The organism is Spirillospora sp. NPDC029432, assembly GCF_040703975.1.
GTDB lineage: Bacteria > Actinomycetota > Actinomycetes > Streptosporangiales > Streptosporangiaceae > Spirillospora.
In genome coordinates this window covers 57765-72843 of sequence record NZ_JBEZWH010000007.1, presented here as the reverse complement: position 1 = coordinate 72843, position 15079 = coordinate 57765, and the positions used below count along the sequence as shown (strand labels likewise).

18 protein-coding genes are annotated in these 15079 nt (G+C 71.8%); 12 read left to right on the top strand and 6 right to left on the bottom strand.

Features of this window, described 5'->3' with window-relative positions; all coding sequences use genetic code 11:
* Nucleotides 1-17: 17 nt before the first annotated feature.
* From AB0881_RS07720 to AB0881_RS07710, 3 genes are all read left to right on the top strand, one after another.
* Nucleotides 18-1601: a long-chain fatty acid--CoA ligase gene (locus AB0881_RS07720; RefSeq protein ID WP_366615142.1), complete on the top strand. Its 1584-nt coding sequence runs from the start codon at nucleotides 18-20 to the stop codon at nucleotides 1599-1601.
* Nucleotides 1510-2817 carry a hypothetical protein gene (locus AB0881_RS07715; RefSeq protein WP_366615140.1) on the top strand — a complete coding sequence of 436 codons (1308 nt, stop codon included), beginning with the start codon at nucleotides 1510-1512 and terminating at the stop codon, nucleotides 2815-2817. The genes AB0881_RS07720 and AB0881_RS07715 overlap by 92 nt, the downstream gene beginning before the upstream one ends.
* A 666-nt stretch (nucleotides 2818-3483) precedes the next feature.
* Nucleotides 3484-3747, top strand: a complete 264-nt coding sequence (locus tag AB0881_RS07710; protein ID WP_366615382.1) for a MerR family transcriptional regulator — start codon at nucleotides 3484-3486, stop codon at nucleotides 3745-3747.
* On the opposite strand, the gene AB0881_RS07705 is transcribed toward AB0881_RS07710, so the two are convergent.
* Entirely contained in the window at nucleotides 3710-4198 is a 489-nt protein-coding gene (locus AB0881_RS07705) for an ATP-binding protein (RefSeq protein WP_366615138.1), read from the bottom strand. The two genes, AB0881_RS07710 and AB0881_RS07705, sit on opposite strands and share 38 nt — an antisense overlap.
* Nucleotides 4199-4305: 107 nt before the next feature.
* Between AB0881_RS07705 and AB0881_RS07700 the strand changes: the two genes are divergently transcribed.
* The 5 genes from AB0881_RS07700 (at nucleotide 4306) to AB0881_RS07680 (ending at nucleotide 8554) form a co-directional block, all read left to right on the top strand.
* Nucleotides 4306-5115, top strand: coding sequence for a helix-turn-helix transcriptional regulator (locus AB0881_RS07700; protein ID WP_366615136.1), 810 nt, complete (start codon nucleotides 4306-4308; stop codon nucleotides 5113-5115).
* Nucleotides 5112-5300, top strand: coding sequence for a DUF397 domain-containing protein (locus AB0881_RS07695; protein WP_366615135.1), 189 nt, complete (start codon nucleotides 5112-5114; stop codon nucleotides 5298-5300). Before AB0881_RS07700 ends, AB0881_RS07695 begins: the two co-directional genes overlap by 4 nt.
* A 62-nt stretch (nucleotides 5301-5362) precedes the next feature.
* Nucleotides 5363-5800, top strand: coding sequence for a pyridoxamine 5'-phosphate oxidase family protein (locus AB0881_RS07690; protein ID WP_366615133.1), 438 nt, complete (start codon nucleotides 5363-5365; stop codon nucleotides 5798-5800).
* 80 nt (nucleotides 5801-5880) lie between these two features.
* The gene (locus tag AB0881_RS07685) at nucleotides 5881-7692 is read left to right on the top strand and encodes an alkyl sulfatase dimerization domain-containing protein (protein ID WP_366615131.1); all 1812 of its coding nucleotides are present in this window, start codon (nucleotides 5881-5883) and stop codon (nucleotides 7690-7692) included.
* Between the two features lie 82 nt (nucleotides 7693-7774).
* A complete protein-coding gene (locus AB0881_RS07680; protein WP_366615130.1) occupies nucleotides 7775-8554 on the top strand; it encodes an SDR family oxidoreductase in 780 nt (259 codons plus the stop codon).
* Nucleotides 8555-8566: 12 nt separating this feature from the next.
* On the opposite strand, the gene AB0881_RS07675 is transcribed toward AB0881_RS07680, so the two are convergent.
* From AB0881_RS07675 to AB0881_RS07660, 4 genes are all read right to left on the bottom strand, one after another.
* Entirely contained in the window at nucleotides 8567-9649 is a 1083-nt protein-coding gene (locus AB0881_RS07675; RefSeq protein ID WP_366615128.1) for an epoxide hydrolase family protein, read from the bottom strand.
* A 145-nt stretch (nucleotides 9650-9794) separates the two neighbouring features.
* On the bottom strand, nucleotides 9795-10031 hold the full coding sequence (locus AB0881_RS07670) for a hypothetical protein (protein WP_366615126.1): 237 nt from the start codon (nucleotides 10029-10031) through the stop codon (nucleotides 9795-9797).
* Nucleotides 10028-10240 carry a hypothetical protein gene (locus tag AB0881_RS07665; protein ID WP_366615125.1) on the bottom strand — a complete coding sequence of 71 codons (213 nt, stop codon included), beginning with the start codon at nucleotides 10238-10240 and terminating at the stop codon, nucleotides 10028-10030. Before AB0881_RS07665 ends, AB0881_RS07670 begins: the two co-directional genes overlap by 4 nt.
* 101 nt (nucleotides 10241-10341) lie before the next feature.
* Nucleotides 10342-10932, bottom strand: a complete 591-nt coding sequence (locus AB0881_RS07660; RefSeq protein WP_366615124.1) for a TetR family transcriptional regulator — start codon at nucleotides 10930-10932, stop codon at nucleotides 10342-10344.
* Between the two features lie 79 nt (nucleotides 10933-11011).
* Between AB0881_RS07660 and AB0881_RS07655 the strand changes: the two genes are divergently transcribed.
* Entirely contained in the window at nucleotides 11012-11881 is an 870-nt protein-coding gene (locus AB0881_RS07655; protein ID WP_366615122.1) for an SDR family NAD(P)-dependent oxidoreductase, read from the top strand.
* A 2-nt stretch (nucleotides 11882-11883) separates the two neighbouring features.
* Here AB0881_RS07655 and AB0881_RS07650 read toward each other — a convergent pair whose 3' ends face one another.
* A complete protein-coding gene (locus AB0881_RS07650; RefSeq protein WP_366615120.1) occupies nucleotides 11884-12567 on the bottom strand; it encodes a pentapeptide repeat-containing protein in 684 nt (227 codons plus the stop codon).
* A gap of 116 nt (nucleotides 12568-12683) precedes the next feature.
* On the opposite strand from AB0881_RS07650, the gene AB0881_RS07645 reads away from it, so the two are divergent.
* The 3 genes from AB0881_RS07645 to AB0881_RS07635 all read left to right on the top strand — a co-directional run bounded on the left by AB0881_RS07645 (nucleotide 12684) and on the right by AB0881_RS07635 (nucleotide 15061).
* Nucleotides 12684-13322 (top strand): hypothetical protein, encoded by a 639-nt coding sequence (locus AB0881_RS07645; protein ID WP_366615119.1) that lies wholly within the window; start codon nucleotides 12684-12686, stop codon nucleotides 13320-13322.
* Nucleotides 13323-13388: 66 nt separating this feature from the next.
* Nucleotides 13389-14375, top strand: a complete 987-nt coding sequence (locus AB0881_RS07640; RefSeq protein ID WP_366615118.1) for a helix-turn-helix domain-containing protein — start codon at nucleotides 13389-13391, stop codon at nucleotides 14373-14375.
* A gap of 77 nt (nucleotides 14376-14452) precedes the next feature.
* Nucleotides 14453-15061 carry a cysteine hydrolase family protein gene (locus AB0881_RS07635; RefSeq protein ID WP_366615117.1) on the top strand — a complete coding sequence of 203 codons (609 nt, stop codon included), beginning with the start codon at nucleotides 14453-14455 and terminating at the stop codon, nucleotides 15059-15061.
* Nucleotides 15062-15079 lie beyond the last annotated feature (18 nt).

Genomic DNA, 15079 nt, shown 5'->3' with positions numbered 1-15079 from the left:
GGACGTACCGTCGGTCCATGAACCTCGCTGACCGGCTGCGGACCGCCGCCGAACGGCTCGGCGGGCGGACGGTCCTCACCCTGGACCGGGACGGCCTCAGCTACCGGGCGCTCGACCTGCTCAGCGCGCGGACCGCGGCGCTGCTGCGGCGCCGCGGGATCCGGCCCGGCGACCGCGTCGCGGTCATGCTCCCGAACGTCCCCGAGTTCGCCGTCGTCTACTACGGGGTGCTGCGGGCCGGGGCGGTCGTCGTCCCGCTCGATCCGCTGCTGAAGCGGCGCGAGATCGCCGCGTACCTGGCCGACAGCACGGCCCGGCTCGTGATCGCCTGGCACGCGTACGCGGAGACCGTCGAGGCGGGCACCGCGCACACGCGCGCCGACTACCTGTTCGTGGTGCCCGACGAGTTCCGCCGGCTGCTGCGGGTGGTGCCGCCCGAGCACGACATCGTCCAGGTCGCGGGCGACGAGACCGCCGTGATCCTCTACAGCGCGGGCACGACCGGGCTCGCCAAGGGCATCGAGCTGACGCACGCCAACCTCGGCGGCAACGCGGCGACCGTCGCCCGCATGCACGCGCTCGGCGTGGACGACGTGGTGCTGGGGGCGCTGCCGCTGTACCACGCGTTCGGCCAGACGTGCGCGCTCAACGCCACCATCCAGGCGGGCGGCCGCCTCACCCTCCTCGAACGCTTCGAGGCCGGCAAGGCGCTGGAGGTGATCCGGCGGGACGGCGTGACGGTCTTCCAGGGCGTCCCGGCCATGTACATCGCCCTCCTCGACCAGCCCGGCGTGTCCGACCTGTCGCTGCTGCGGATCTGCGTGTCCGGCGGCGCGGCGCTGCCGCTGGACGTGCTGCGCGCGTACGAGACCCGGTTCGGCTGCCCGATCATCGAGGGGTACGGGCTGAGCGAGACCTCGCCCGTGTCCGCGTCCAACCGGGGCGGCGCGGGCCGCCGACCGGGCTCGATCGGGCGGCCCGTGCGGGACGTGGAGATGCGGGTCGTCGGCGACGACGGCCGCGAGCTGCCGCACGGCGAGATCGGCGAGATCGTCGTGCGCGGGCCCAACGTCATGAAGGGCTACTGGAACAACCCGGAGGCCACCGCCGAAGCCGTCCGGGACGGCTGGTTCCACACCGGCGACCTGGGCCGCGTCGACGGCGACGGCTTCTTCTTCCTCGTCGACCGCCGCCGCGACGTGATCATCCGGGGCGGCTACACCGTCTATCCGCGCGAGGTCGAGGAGGTCCTGTACGAGCATCCCGCCGTACGCCAGGCGGCCGTCCTCGGCGTCCCGCACCCCGAGGTCGGCGAGGAGATCGCGGCCGTCGTCGCGCTGCGCGCCCCGGCCGGCCCCGACGAGCTGCGCGTCTGGGTGAAGGAGCGCGTGGCCGCCTACAAGTACCCCCGGCAGGTCTGGTTCGTCGACGAGATGCCGACCAGCCCCACCGGCAAGATCCTCAAGCGCGCCCTCGGGCTGCCGCTGACCGTGACAGGAGGTGACGGCCGTGCGCCGTCGGACCGTACTGGCGACCCTGACCGCCGCGACCTTGACGGCCGTGATCCCGGCCGCCCCGGCCGCCGCGGATCCCCCCGGTGACCAGCCGCTCCCCGGCTACACGATCTCGAACCCGCCGCTGCCGCCCGCCATGGTGGACGGCCGCCCTTCGCGCGTGCTGCAGGGCGTCCACGAGCACGCCGCGTACGACATCGAGGTGCCGCCCCGCTGGAACGGCCAGCTGGTCATGTGGGCGCACGGCTACCGCGGCGCGTCCCGCGTCCTCACGGTCGAGCCGCCCTCGTACGGACTCCGCCAGCGGCTCCTGGACCAGGGGTACGCGTGGGCGGCGTCCTCCTACTACGCCAACGACTACGACGTGCGCGCGGGCGTCCTGAGCACCCACGCCCTGACCCGCCGTTTCGCCCGCGAGGTCGGCTCCCCGCGCAAGACGTTCATCGCGGGCGTCTCGATGGGCGGCCACGTCACGGCACGTTCGATCGAGGAGTTCCCGCGCACGTACGACGCCGCGCTCCCGATGTGCGGCGTCCTCGGCGACCACGCCCTCTTCGACTTCTTCCTGGACTTCCAGGTCGTCGCCCAGGACCTGGCGGACCTGCCCGCGTACCCGCCGCCGCCCGACTACGTGACGTCGGTCGTCCCGAAGATCCAGGAGAGGCTGGGCCTGAACGACCCCGCTCCGAACGCCCTCGGGAAGCAGTTCCGCGCCATCGCCGTCAACCGCAGCGGTGGCGACCGGCCCGGCGCCCACGCCGCGTTCGCGTACTGGCAGAACTTCCTCTTCAACCTGGCGGAGCCCGCGCCTGGCGACAGCCTCGCCCAGCAGCCCGATCGCGTCGCGACCAACGTCTTCACCCGCTACACGCCGTCCACCCCGGTGAACGTGAACCGCACCGTCCAGCGGGTCCGGCCCGCCGACCCGGGCGCCCGCCACACCCGCCGCCTGACGGCCGTCCCGAGCATCGCCGGTCGCCCGAATGTCCCGGTCCTGTCCCTGCACAACATCGGTGACATGTTCGTCCCGTTCTCGATGGAGCAGCACTACCGGAAGGACGTGGCCCGCAACCACCGCGGCGGGCGGCTCGTCCAGCGCGCCGTCCGCAACGCCGGGCACTGCGAGTTCAGCCCCGCCGAGGCCGGCGCCGCCTGGGACGACCTGGTCCGCTGGGAGCGGACCGGCGAGCGCCCCGCCGGCGACGACGTCCTGCGTCCCGGCGCCCCCGACTTCGGCTGCCGCTTCACGGACCCGACCGCGTACCCCACGGGAACGCGCCCCCTCTTCCCCGCCTGCCCCTGATGGACCCGGCCGCCCGCACGCGAGATATCCGATCCGCGCGATCTACGAAAACCTGTAGTGATCGAGGTAGATTTTCGAGCCAAGAGCGGGTAGCATTCCTGTCATCGAACAGAGACGAGTCCATGGGAAGCGGGTAGAGGACGAACTACCCGAGGCGATGGATCAGCGGACCGGGCGCGCCAGGGCCGACGCAAGGCAAGGGGCTCCGGCGGCCGGTCCGCACCGCGGCCAACGGGCCGCGGAAGCAAGTGGGAAACGCAGTAGCACGGCACGCAGTGAAGTCGAGGAAAGGAGGGTTCGGCGCCATCAGGATCGCCCGCATGCGGCTCCAGTCACGTCGCGCGGGTACCGCAGCTGCCCAGATTGGACGGTGGTCTACGGTCACGCAACCGCGATCCCCGCGTCCCCGCCCCGAACACGGGCGGCAGACGCGGAAGAAGCCCGGCCTTCGCGCCGGATAGATGGTGTTGTACCTGTTGGCCCCGGCGCCGCGTTGGCGCCGGGGCCCTTTTCCCTTGCCCGCCCCACCTCGGTTCCCCAGGCAGTACGGAAGGACTTATGAAAGCACCCGAGCCGGACCTGACCGGCGACCTCCCCGCCCCGCAGGGCGACCACGACGACACTCTCGACGACAAACTGGACGACGAGGACTACCCGGCGTACAGCATGGGCCGCGCCGCCGACATGCTGGGCGTCACCCCGGCCTTCCTGCGCAGCCTGGACGCCTCCAAGCTGATCGTCCCGCAGCGCTCCGCCGGCGGGCACCGCCGCTACTCGCGCTACCAGCTGCGCCTCGCCCAGCGCGCCCGCGACATGGTCGACCAGGGCACCGCGCTGGAGGCGGCCTGCCGCATCATCATCCTGGAAGACCAGCTCGCCGAAGCCCAGCGCCTCAACGCCCGCCTCCGCCGCGACCGCCCACCCGAGTAGCCCCGGCGCCCGGGCCCGCCACGTCGATCGAGGCGCACACCCACTTGCGGCCGCCGCCCGCGGGCCGTTCGACCCACACCCGGTCCGCGTACGCCCGCACCAGCATCAGCCCCCAGCCGCCGAACTCCTCCGAGCCGGCCGCGTCGATCTCCTCCACCGTGGAGACGGCGTTCCGCGGCGCCGGGTCGCGTTCCGGGAAGGCGTCGGAGACGGCCAGCCACAGCCGCGCGGGCTCGACCGTCCCGTACACCCGGACGGTGCCGGTCGGCCTCGATACGGCGACGGCGTTCGTGACGAGCTCGCTGACGATCGCCAGCGCCCGTTCCTCGTACCGCACGAGCCCGTGCACCCGCAGGAACGCGGCCACGATCGACCGCGCCAACCCCACAGAAGCCTTGGTCGCGAGCAGCTCCCTGACAACGACCGGACGGCCGGTGATCGATGCGGTCATCACTGATCACACTCCATACGAGATTCCGTGACTGAATGCAAAGATTGCTCTACAGGCGGTAATCTCGCGTGTCTTGGTTAGACATCCGAGACGTCTGGGAGTGACCCATGCCCCTCAGAGAGTCGCTCGATCCGGACCACTCGCTCTGGGACTGGATAGCGGTTGACCTGCACTTCTACCGAACTCGGGCAGGGCTCTCATGCGCCCAGTTGGGACGCATCCTCAAGGTGAACAGGCAGGCTGTCTCGAACATGGAGGCCGGTCGCCACAACCTGGACACCACCAAGGCGCGCATCCTCGACGAGTTGTGGGACCTGAACAAGCACTTCCAGAGGCTCCTGCTGTACGCCCGCGCGGGCCGGGACCCCGACTGGTTCAAGGCCCACGTGGTCTACGAGCAACGCGCCAGCATCATCAAGATCTATGAAGCGCTGGTGGTGCCCGGCCTCCTTCAGACGGAGTCGTACGCCAGGGCCCTCCTCTCCGCCAACCCGAGCAGCCTTGTGGACAAGCAGGCGGATCTGAGGATGGGGCGACAGGCGATCCTCACCAAGGAGGGAGCGCCCAACCTGTGGGTCATCCTGTCCCAGAACGTGCTGGAGTGGCCTGTGGGGGGCGACGCCGTGATGCGGGGGCAGTTAGGCCGACTACTGGAGTTGTCCCAACTCCCGAACGTGGTCATCAGAGTTCTTCCCAGGAGCGTGGGAGCGCACCTTGCCTTGGACGGTTCGTTCAAGGTCATCACGGTCAGGGAGGGTGACGTCGTCTATATGGAAGCCTGTGGCGGAGGAAGGACCACTCAAGACCCGGCCGATGTGGCCGACCGTCGGCTACGCTTCGACCTAATAGGAGCTGATGCCCTGACTAGGGGGCTTTCTGAGGCTCTCATCCGGCAGACCATGGAGCAGTACGCATGACGCAGTGGCGCAAGTCCAGTCACAGCGGTACCTCGAACAACAGCGATTGTGTTGAGCTGGCCGTGTTCGCCGAGGGCGTGGGTGTCAGGGACAGCAAGGCTCCGGATGCGGGGCACATCGTTGTTGCGCGCCGGGGGATCGGCAGCTTGATCGATGCCATCAAGGCTGGGCGGCTCGGTCCCTAGGGCGCGTTCATTTGTGTGAATGCATAATCGGCCAGAGGACCAGCCTGAGGGCGGGAGCCGTGATGACTCTGGTGATGAGTGCGGACGAACGGGAAGCTTTTCTGGCCGGGGCGCATGTGGGGGTCCTGAGCGTCGCGGACGAGGACGGCCGGGCTCCGCTGGCGCTGCCGGTCTGGTACCTGTACGAGCCCGGCGGTGACATCGCCTTCATCACCGCTCGCGACAGCCGCAAGATGGAACTGATCCGCGAGGCGGGCCGGGTGAGCCTGGTCGCGCAGGACGAGGAGCCGCCCTACTACCGGTACGCCTCGGTGGAGGGGCCGGTCGTGGAGGTCCAGGACCCGGCACGGCAGGAAGACCGTGTGACGATGGCCGAGCGCTACCTGTCCCGCGAAGACGCCGCGGCGTACCTGGAGGACACGAAGGGTGTCGCGGGCACCATGGTCACGGTCCGCGTGCGTCCGGAGCGCTGGTACACCCGGGACTACACCAAGCGCTGAGCGACCCGCCGGGCGCATTGACGTGTTCTTTGCGGGATGGCGGTTTTGTCCGGCCGCCCGTTCGGAGAGTGAACCTTCTTATGGGGGATCTTGCTTTCGGGGACCGGACGGATTTCGAGAACGCCGAGCGCGGGCTGGTGGGATCGCTGACGCCCGGCGTGGTGAAGGACGCGAGCGGGCGGGTGGTGTGGGACGGGGACGCGTTCGGCTTCCTGGACGGCCCGTGCCCCGAGTCGGTGCATCCGTCGTTGTGGCGGCAGTCGCAGCTCTGCGCCAAGCAGGGCCTGTACGAGGTGACCGGCGGCATCTACCAGGTGCGGGGCCTGGACCTGTCGAACATGACGCTGGTCGAGGGCGACCGGGGCGTGATCGTGATCGATCCGCTGGTGTCGGTCGAGACGGCGGCCGCGGCGCTCAAGCTGTACCGGGAGCATCGCGGTGAACGTCCGGTGACCGGGCTCGTCTACACGCACTCGCACGTGGACCACTTCGGCGGCGCGGAGGGAATCGTTCCGGCCGATGATCCGGACGGGGTGCCGATCCTGGCGCCGGCCGGGTTCCTGGAGCACGCCGTGTCCGAGAACGTGTACGCGGGCGTCGCGATGACGCGCCGGGCGATGTACCACGCGGGGGTCCTCCTGCCGAAGGACCCCGAGGGGATGGTGGGGACGGGCCTGGGGCAGACGGCCTCCTCGGGGCGGGTCTCGCTGATCCCGCCGAACCTGGACATCACGCGGTCCGGGCAGGAGGAGGTCCTCGACGGGGTACGGATCGTCTTCCAGCTGACGCCGGGCACCGAGGCGCCCGCGGAGATGAACTTCCACTTCCCGGAGCGGCGGGCGCTGTGCCTGGCCGAGAACGCCACCCGCAACCTGCACAACATCCTGACGCTGCGCGGCGCGGTGGTCCGGGACGCGCGGGTGTGGTCCCGGTACCTGGACGAGGCGATCACGCTTTTCGCCGACGCCACGGACGTGGCGTTCGCGTCCCACCACTGGCCCACGTGGGGGCGCGACAACATCGTGGAGTTCCTGTCGCAGCAGCGGGACGTGTACGCGTACCTGCACGACCAGACGCTGCGGCTGCTGAACCAGGGCCACACCGGCATCGAGATCGCCGAGATGATGGAGCTGCCGCCCGCGCTGGCCGGGGCCTGGCACGCCCGCGGCTATTACGGCTCCGTCAGCCACAACGTCAAGGCGATCTACCAGCGGTACATGGGGTGGTTCGACGGCAATCCGTCGCACCTGTGGGAGCATCCGCCGGTCGAGGCGTCGCAGCGGTACGTGGAGTGCATGGGCGGGGCGTCCAGGGTGCTGGCGATGGCCCGCGACTACGCCGGCCAGGGGGACCTGCGGTTCGCCGCGACGCTGCTCAACCACGTGGTGTTCGCCGACCCCGGCAACGAGCACGCCAAGACGGCCCTGGCGGACGTCCTGCAGCGGCTCGGTGAGGGCGCCGAGTGCGGGACGTGGCGCAACTTCTACCTGACCGGCGCGATGGAGCTGCGCGAGGGGGTCCGGCCCGTCCCGATGAGCATCTCGGGCGGGATGGCGGCTGGGCTCAGCGTCGAGCAGGTCTTCGACTCGATGGCGATCCGGGTGAACGGCCCCAAGGCGTGGGACGAGCACCTGACGATCGACTGGGACTTCACCGACACCGGCGACCGCTACCGGATGACGCTGTCCAACGGCGCGCTCGTCCACCGGCGCGCCAGCGAGGGCGACGAGGACGCCGGGCTGACCCTGACGCTCACCAGGCCGGCACTGTTCGGGCTGCTCGGCGGGAAGGGCACCGAGGGGGTCGGCAGCCGCGGGGACACTGCGGTGCTGCGGCGGCTGCTGGCGGTCATGGACGCCCCGGAGCCGGACTTCCCGATCGTGACTCCGTGACGATCCCCTCGACGCCTCCCCGGCGTTGACTCACCCGGGGAGGGCGCGTACACGTGAGGGATCGGTACGGAAGGAGCGGGCCATGGAGGACGCCGTCGCCGTCGTGACCGGGGCCGCGCGCGGCGTGGGACGCGGGATCGCGCTCGTGCTCGGGGAGGCGGGGGCGACCGTGTACGTCACCGACCGGGAGGCGCGCGGGCACCGGCACTCCGGGCTGCCGGGGACCGTGGAGGACACCGCCGAGCAGCTCACCGCACGCGGCGGGCGCGGCGTCCCGGTACGGGTCGACCACACCGACGACCGGGCCGTCGAGGCGCTGTTCGCGCGGGTACGGGAGGAGCACGGCGGCGGCCTGGACCTGCTGGTGGCGAACGCGTTCGACGGCAACGCGCTGCCGTTCGGCGGCGCGCCGTTCTGGGAGCTGCCGCTCGGCCACTGGCGCAACATGATGGACGCCGGGGTGCGGTCCCACCTGGTCGCCGCGTGGTACGCGGCGCCGCTGCTGATCGAGCGGCGCGGGCTGGCCGTGCTCACCGGATACGTCGATCCGGACGCCGAGGTGATCGCCGGGCACGCCTTCTACGACCTGGCGATGACGAGCGTGTCGCGGCTGGCCCGTACCCTGGCGCACGACCTGCGCCCGCACGGCGCCACCGCGCTCGCGCTGTCGCCGGGGTTCACCCGTACCGAGGCGATCGTGGCGGCGGTGGGGGACGCCGGCCTGCCGGACGCCGACTCGGTCGAGTTCCCCGGCCGGGCCGTGCGCGCGCTCTTCGAGGATCCACGGGTCGCCCGGCACGCGGGCCGTACGCTGCCGGTCGCGGACGTGGCGGCGGAGTACGGCCTCACCGACGTGCGCTGACCGCGGGTCCCGCTACTCGGCCAGGGTGAGGAAGAAGTCGCGGACGTCCTCGGCGAGCAGGTCCGGGACCTCCATCGCGGCGAAGTGGCCGCCGCGCTCGAACTCCGTCCAGTGCCTGATGTCGTACAGCCGCTCGGCCAGCGGCCGCACCGACTGCGTGATGTCGTACGGGAGCACCGCCACGCCCAGCGGGACGGGGCATGGCGTGTGCCCGCGCTGGGCGTCGTGGTGCAGGCGTGCGGAGGAGGCGGCGGTGGCGGTCAGCCAGTACAGGGAGATGTCGGTCAGCATGCGGTCGTCGTCGATCTGCGTGCGCGGGTCGGTCCAGTGCGCGAAGCGTTCGGCGATCCAGACGAGCTGGCCGACGGGCGAGTCGGTCAGCGCGTAGCCGATGGTCTGCGGGGTGAGGGCCTGAAGGGCCTGGTACGGCGGCCGGTTCGCCATCAGGTGCCTGACCTTGTCGAGGCGGGCCTCGTCCGTTTCGGAGAGTTCGATGCCGGCGTCCGGGTCGGGGCGGGTCGGCAGGTAGTTGACGTGGACGCCGACGACGTGTTCGGGGGCGACCGCGCCGAGGGCCGTGGAGATGCCCGCGCCGAAGTCGCCGCCCTGCGCGCCGTAGCGCTCGTACCCGAGCCGGCGCATGAGCTCGGCCCAGGCCCGCGCGATCCGGACGGCGTCCCAGCCGCGCTCGTGGGTCGGCCCGGAGAAGCCGTACCCGGGGATCGACGGGATCACCAGGTGGAAGTCGCGCGACAGCGGCTCGATCACGTCGAGGAACTCCAGGAACGAGCCGGGCCAGCCGTGGGTGAGGACCAGCGCGAGCGCGTCCGGCTTCGTGGACCGGACGTGGACGAAGTGGACGTTCTGGCCCTCGATCTCGGTGGTGAAGTGCGGCAGCCCGTTGAGCTCGGCCTCGTGCTCGCGCCAGTCGTAGCCGGTGCGCCAGTACTCGGCCAGCTCCTGGAGCCGCGCCAGCGGGAAGCCGTAGTCCCATCCGGCGCCGGCGACCTCGTTGGGCCAGCGGGTACGGGCGAGCCGGCCGGCCAGGTCGTCGAGGTCGGCCTGCGGGACGTCGATACGGAACGGCTTGATCATTGCCTTGCCTCCAGGGGTTCACCCGGCGACCAGTGATTGGGGTCGCCAATGTTGGCTACCCCAACGATACATGATCGTTGGGATAGCCAACAGTTTCGGGTTCCTCGGCAAGGTGAACGCGGTCGGGGGCGACCGCGCCGCGCGTTCAGCTGGGGGAAGGCGAGGGGCTGGAGGGGGCCGGGGTCGGCGGGTACTCGCAGGAGAGGTTCGCGACGTCCTTGTCGCCGTTGCGGCCCTCGACCATCACGTACGTGCAGGCGCGTCCGTGCTTGTCGGTGAACGACTTCTCGACGGCCTTCTCGGTGCTGCACCCGGCGAGCGCGAGGCAGAGGACGGCCGGGACGGCCAGCGCGGCCGCCGTCCGGAGGGGCGGGGCGCTCACGGCCGTCCCCCTCCGGCGGGCGGGGCGTCGCAGTCGATGTTCTCCGCGTCGAGCTCTGGCAATGTGCGGCCTCTCTCGTCCCGTTCCCAGTCCTTGACGAGCACGTACGTGCAGGCGCGTCCGTGCTTGTCGGTGAACGACCTCTCGACGACGACCTCTTCCGTGGCGCAGCCGCCGAGAAGCCCGATGGCGGCGAGTGCCGCCGTCACCGCCCGCCCGCTCCGCACCGCATCACCGACCTCCGGTCACGTCGATGATCCGGGCCGGGCGGGACGGCGTCAAGGCGTGTGCGCCCGGTGACGGGCGGTCCTCAGGGGGCGGGGGCCAGGAGGGTGAACGCGCGGTCGACCAGCTCGCCGCGGTCGGCCGTGCCGTCGCCGCGGAGCCACTCGCGGCCCGCGGCGTCCACGGCGGCCGCGGCGCAGGCGGTGAGCAGGTCGGCGGTGAACGCGTCGAGCCCGTCGCCGGGGCGGTCGAGCAGCGCGGCGGTGATCCGTTCGCGCATCCCGTCGCGCCGCAGGTTCAGGCGCGCGCGCAGCGCCGGCGTCGACTCGATCAGCCGCAGGGTCGCCGGGTCGCGCCGCGCTGCGTGGATCCGGCCCTCCCATTCGCGCAGTACGGCGCGCAGCACCGCCCATGGCGCCTCGCCGGCCGGACGGGCCCGTACGGCGTCGGCGACCTGGTCGGCCAGGTCCTCGACGTCCCCGAACACCACGTCCTCCTTGGCGGGGAAGTAGCGGAAGAAGCTGCGCTTGGACAGCCCCGCCGCCGCCGCGATGTCCTCGACCGTCGTCTCCTCGTAGCCGCGCTCGACGAACAGCGAGAGCGCCAGCTCGGCCAGTTCGGCCCGTACCGCGCGCCTCGTCCGTTCCCGCAGTCCCGATCGCTCCGCACCGTCCACGTGTCGATGATAGTTATGGCGTCTGATGACAAACTTGTCACTCGGTGACATCATGGTCCGGATCTACCGAGGAGGCGCGATGCGCGGCAGGACGGTTCTGGTGACGGGCGGCACCGGAGGGATCGGCAAGGAGACGGCACGGGGGCTCGCGGCGATGGGCGCGCGCGTGATCCTGGTGGGCCGCGACCGGGGGCGCGCGGACGCCGCCGCGCGGGAACTGGGCCGCGACGGTGCCGAGGTGAGCGCGTTCACCGCCGACCTGTCCCGCCTGGACGGCCTGCGCGCCCTCGCGGCCGAGGTCGGCGCGCGGCACGACCGGCTCGACGTGCTCGTCAACAACCTCGGCGGCATGAGCTCCCCGCGCACGCTCACCGGCGACGGCGTCGAGCGGACGTTCGCCGCCAACGTCCTCGCGCCCTACGCCCTGACCTGCCTGCTGCTGCCCCTGCTGCGCGCCGCCCCGGCCGCGCGCGTGGTCAACCTGACCGGCGGCATGCCCGGCGGCCGGATCGACCCGGCCAACCTCCAGGGCGAGCGGCGCTACCTGGGATGGACGTTCTCCCAGTACAACCACGCGAAGACCGCGCTGATGGCGATGAGCCGCCGCTTCGCCGCCCGGGTCGCCGGCGACGGCGTCACCGTCAACGTCGCCTATCCCGGCCACGCCTACACGCCCGGCAACCGGGCCACGGCCGCCGCCGCGTTCCCCTACGCCTACCGGCCGCTGGCGCCGGTCATCCGGCTCCTGGGCCCCCGGCTGCTGAACGATCTCGCCAAGCCCGCCCGGTCCAGCATCTACCTGGCGTCCAGTCCCGAGATGGAGGGCGTCACCGGGGTGTACGTGAACGCCAAGGTCCGGCGCACTCCCTGGCCCGCCGCCGTCCTGGACGAGCGCGCCTGCGACGCCGTCTGGGACCTGTGCGAACGCCTCGGCGGCGCCACTCCCTGAAGTCAGCCCTCGACGGTGATGCCCAGCGTCGCGGCCAGAGCGGTGAGGAGGCTGATGGCGTCGGCGGCGTCGACGCTCGCGCCCGCGAAGCTCTGCACGCCGCGGACGCCGTTCAGGTCGCAGCCGCCGGTGAAGCGGACGGACGCCATCTTCGCGCCGCTGAACTGGGCCGCCACCAGCTTGCAGCCCTCGAACGTGACGTTCCTCAGGTCGGCGTTCTGGAAGTTCGCCTCGGACAGGTTGCAGTCGCGGAAGACCACGTCCCGCAGGGTGCAGAAGCGGAAGCCCGCGAGGTCCGCGCGGCAGCCGTCGAAGAGCGCGTTCCGGACGCCGCCCTCGACGAACTGCGCGCCGGTCATGCGGCAGCCGGTGACGGTCGCGCCGGCCAAGCGCGCGTTCGCCAGCCGCAGATTGGCCAGGTCGCAGCCGGTGAACGCCACGTCGGCGAACGTGGCGCGCTCCAGCCCGACGCCCGCGAACGACGTCTCGCTGAAGCGGCAGCGCTCGAACTCGGCGTCCTCGACGCCGGTGCCGGACAGCCGTACGGGGCCGTACTCCAGCGACAGGTACGCGCCGTCGTGCGCCAGTTCGAGATCGGTGCCGCCCGCCGCCGTGAGCGTCCGCGGGATCCGCGGCCGCGGGGGCTCCTTCACCGGCCGGACGGCGGCCGCACCACGATCGAGCATGCGCCGACACTACCCGCCGGGGATCACCCGTACGTTCGTCGAAACCGTTGGAGCGCCGGTCCCGTCGGAGCGGAAGGCCGCACTGGGAGGCTGGGAGGCTAGGGAGGGTGGTAAGCGTGGCGGACTCGAGTGATCGGTTGCGGGCGGGGCTGGCGGCGATCGAGACGAAGCTGGAACTGGTGCGGCGGGTGGAGGCGGAGCACGGCTTCGGGATCACCTTCGAGGAGCCCAGGGAGCTGGAGGACCTGCCCGGGCTTCCCGGGGGCGTGGTCGAGGTGTTCCGGCTGTTCTACCGGCTGGGCGGGGACTACTTCTGCTTCAAGCAGCCCGCGATCATCCGGAGCGCCCGCGCGTGGGCGGCATGGCCGGTCAACCCGGAGTGCCCGCTGGGCGATCCGCTGGAGATCGGGTACGAGCGGTACGGGATGCCGGCGGACCTTCGCGAGAGCATCGACGGCGGCGCCCCCATCCGCCTCGACGTGACCGACGGCAGCGTCTACTACGTCGATCCGGACGACTACATCCACTTCTACAAGCATGTGGAGGTGGAGGAGATCCACAGCGAGGATCTTGCCGGCGACATCGTCTCGTTCTTCGACCACCACGTCCTCGGCGAGGGGTATCCGGAGCTCGTCGAGGCCGTCCTGGGGCCGGGTGCCGTCACCGAGCGTGACCGCAAGGGGCGGCATCGGGACGGCTGGATGAGGCTGCTCTCGGAAGCCGGGCTGCTCGGGCCGGGCGTCGCCGACTGGTAGGCGATGTCCGTAAGTGACAGATAACTGTCGTTGCGGTCACTCTATGAAATCACCGACAATCGAGACATGTCCGCTGAGCATCGCGTCGTCATCGCGCTCTTCCCGGACGTCGACCTGCTCGACGTCACCGGCCCGGCCGAGGTGTTCGCCCTGGCCAACCGGGTCGCCGGCCGCGCGCTGTACGACGTGCGGCTCGCCGCGCCGGAGGGCGGGCACGTCGCCACGTCCGCCGGGGTGCGGCTGGTGGCCGACCTGCGGTTCGACGAGGTCGGCGACCGGGTGGACACCCTGCTCGTCCCCGGTGCCGTGGACCTCGCCCCTGACGGGTCGACCCGCGCGACGGCCGACGCGGAGGTGGTGGACTGGGTGCGGCGGACCGCCCCCGCCGCGCGGCGGATCGCGTCGGTGTGCGTCGGCGCGCACATCCTGGCCGAGGCCGGGCTGCTGGACGGCCTGACCGCCACCACCCACTGGACTACGGCGGCGCAGCTGGCCGCAGATCACCCGGGCGTCACCGTCGACCCCGACCCGATCTTCGTACGGTCCAGCGGCCGGGTGTGGACGGGCGCGGGCATCAGCGCCTGCCTGGACCTGTCGCTGGCGCTGGTGGCCGAGGACCACGGCGAGGAGACGGCGCTGGCGGTGGCCCGGGCCCTGGTCGTGTACCTCAAGCGGCAGGGCGGGCAGAGCCAGTTCAGCGTCCCGCTGGCCCATGCCGCCGGGGGCCGCCGCGACATCGACGAGCTGCGCCTGTGGATCGCCGAGCACCTCGCCGAGGAGCTCACGATCGCGGAGCTGGCGGCGCGGCTCGGGCTCAGCCAGCGCCAGTTCACCCGCGTCTTCCGGCGCCAGACCGGGAGCACCCCGGCCGCCTACATCGAGTCCGCGCGCGTGGAGGCGGCGCGGCGGCTGCTGGAGACGACCGAGCTGCCGCTGCCTCGGGTGGCGGCCGAGAGCGGGTTCGGCTCGACCGAGACCCTGCACCGCGCGTTCCGCCGGCGCCTGGGCACCGGCCCGGGCTCCTACCGCCGCCGCTTCCGCACGGTGGCCTGACCCTCATCCCTTCCACCCTCGTCCCGCCGGGATCCGGCGGAGGCGTCAGCCTGCCCGAGACCAGAGAGGAACGTCCCATGAGCACCACCGTTTCGCAGACCCTCCGCGAGGTCGTCGGCCTGCCCGCCGACCTGCCGCGGCTGGGCGGCGCGACCCTCGTCCTGATCGACTACCAGAACACCTACCGCAGCGGCGTGATGGCCCTGCCGGACGCCGAGCGGGCCCTGGAGGCCGGGGGCCGCCTGCTGGAACGCGCCCGCGCCGCCGGGACCCGCGTCGTCCACGTCGTGAACGACGGCGGCCCCGGCAGCCCCTACGACGTGCGGGCCGAGAGCGGCGCCATCAGCCCGCAGGTCGCGCCGCGCGACGGCGAGCCGGTGGTGGTGAAGACGTTCCCCGACTCGTTCCACCGGACCGAACTCCAGCAGGTCCTCACGGACATGGACGCCGGGCCCGACCTGGTCCTGGCGGGCTTCATGACGCACATGTGCGTCGCGTCCACCGCGCAGGGGGCGTTCAACCTGGGCTACCGGCCGACCGTCGTCGCCGACGCCTGCGCCACCCGCCCGCTGCCGGGGCCCGGCGGTACGCCGCTGCCCGCCGAGACGCTGCACGAGGCCGCCCTGACCCAGATCGGCGACCTGTTCGGCCTGGTGGCACCGACCGCCGGCGCCCTGCCCGCCTGAGGACGTCCCGGCGCCCCC

What these genes read in the sequence shown, in the direction of transcription:
- AB0881_RS07720 (WP_366615142.1), top strand. Translation starts at nt 18, where the DNA reads ATGAACCTCGCTGACCGGCTGCGGACCGCCGCCGAACGGCTCGGCGGG.
- AB0881_RS07710 (WP_366615382.1), top strand. Translation starts at nt 3,484, where the DNA reads ATGGGCCGCGCCGCCGACATGCTGGGCGTCACCCCGGCCTTCCTGCGC.
- AB0881_RS07705 (WP_366615138.1), bottom strand. Translation starts at nt 4,198, where the DNA reads ATGACCGCATCGATCACCGGCCGTCCGGTCGTTGTCAGGGAGCTGCTC.
- AB0881_RS07700 (WP_366615136.1), top strand. Translation starts at nt 4,306, where the DNA reads ATGCCCCTCAGAGAGTCGCTCGATCCGGACCACTCGCTCTGGGACTGG.
- AB0881_RS07695 (WP_366615135.1), top strand. Translation starts at nt 5,112, where the DNA reads ATGACGCAGTGGCGCAAGTCCAGTCACAGCGGTACCTCGAACAACAGC.
- AB0881_RS07690 (WP_366615133.1), top strand. Translation starts at nt 5,363, where the DNA reads ATGACTCTGGTGATGAGTGCGGACGAACGGGAAGCTTTTCTGGCCGGG.
- AB0881_RS07685 (WP_366615131.1), top strand. Translation starts at nt 5,881, where the DNA reads ATGGGGGATCTTGCTTTCGGGGACCGGACGGATTTCGAGAACGCCGAG.
- AB0881_RS07680 (WP_366615130.1), top strand. Translation starts at nt 7,775, where the DNA reads ATGGAGGACGCCGTCGCCGTCGTGACCGGGGCCGCGCGCGGCGTGGGA.
- AB0881_RS07675 (WP_366615128.1), bottom strand. Translation starts at nt 9,649, where the DNA reads ATGATCAAGCCGTTCCGTATCGACGTCCCGCAGGCCGACCTCGACGAC.
- AB0881_RS07655 (WP_366615122.1), top strand. Translation starts at nt 11,012, where the DNA reads ATGCGCGGCAGGACGGTTCTGGTGACGGGCGGCACCGGAGGGATCGGC.
- AB0881_RS07650 (WP_366615120.1), bottom strand. Translation starts at nt 12,567, where the DNA reads ATGCTCGATCGTGGTGCGGCCGCCGTCCGGCCGGTGAAGGAGCCCCCG.
- AB0881_RS07640 (WP_366615118.1), top strand. Translation starts at nt 13,389, where the DNA reads ATGTCCGCTGAGCATCGCGTCGTCATCGCGCTCTTCCCGGACGTCGAC.
- AB0881_RS07635 (WP_366615117.1), top strand. Translation starts at nt 14,453, where the DNA reads ATGAGCACCACCGTTTCGCAGACCCTCCGCGAGGTCGTCGGCCTGCCC.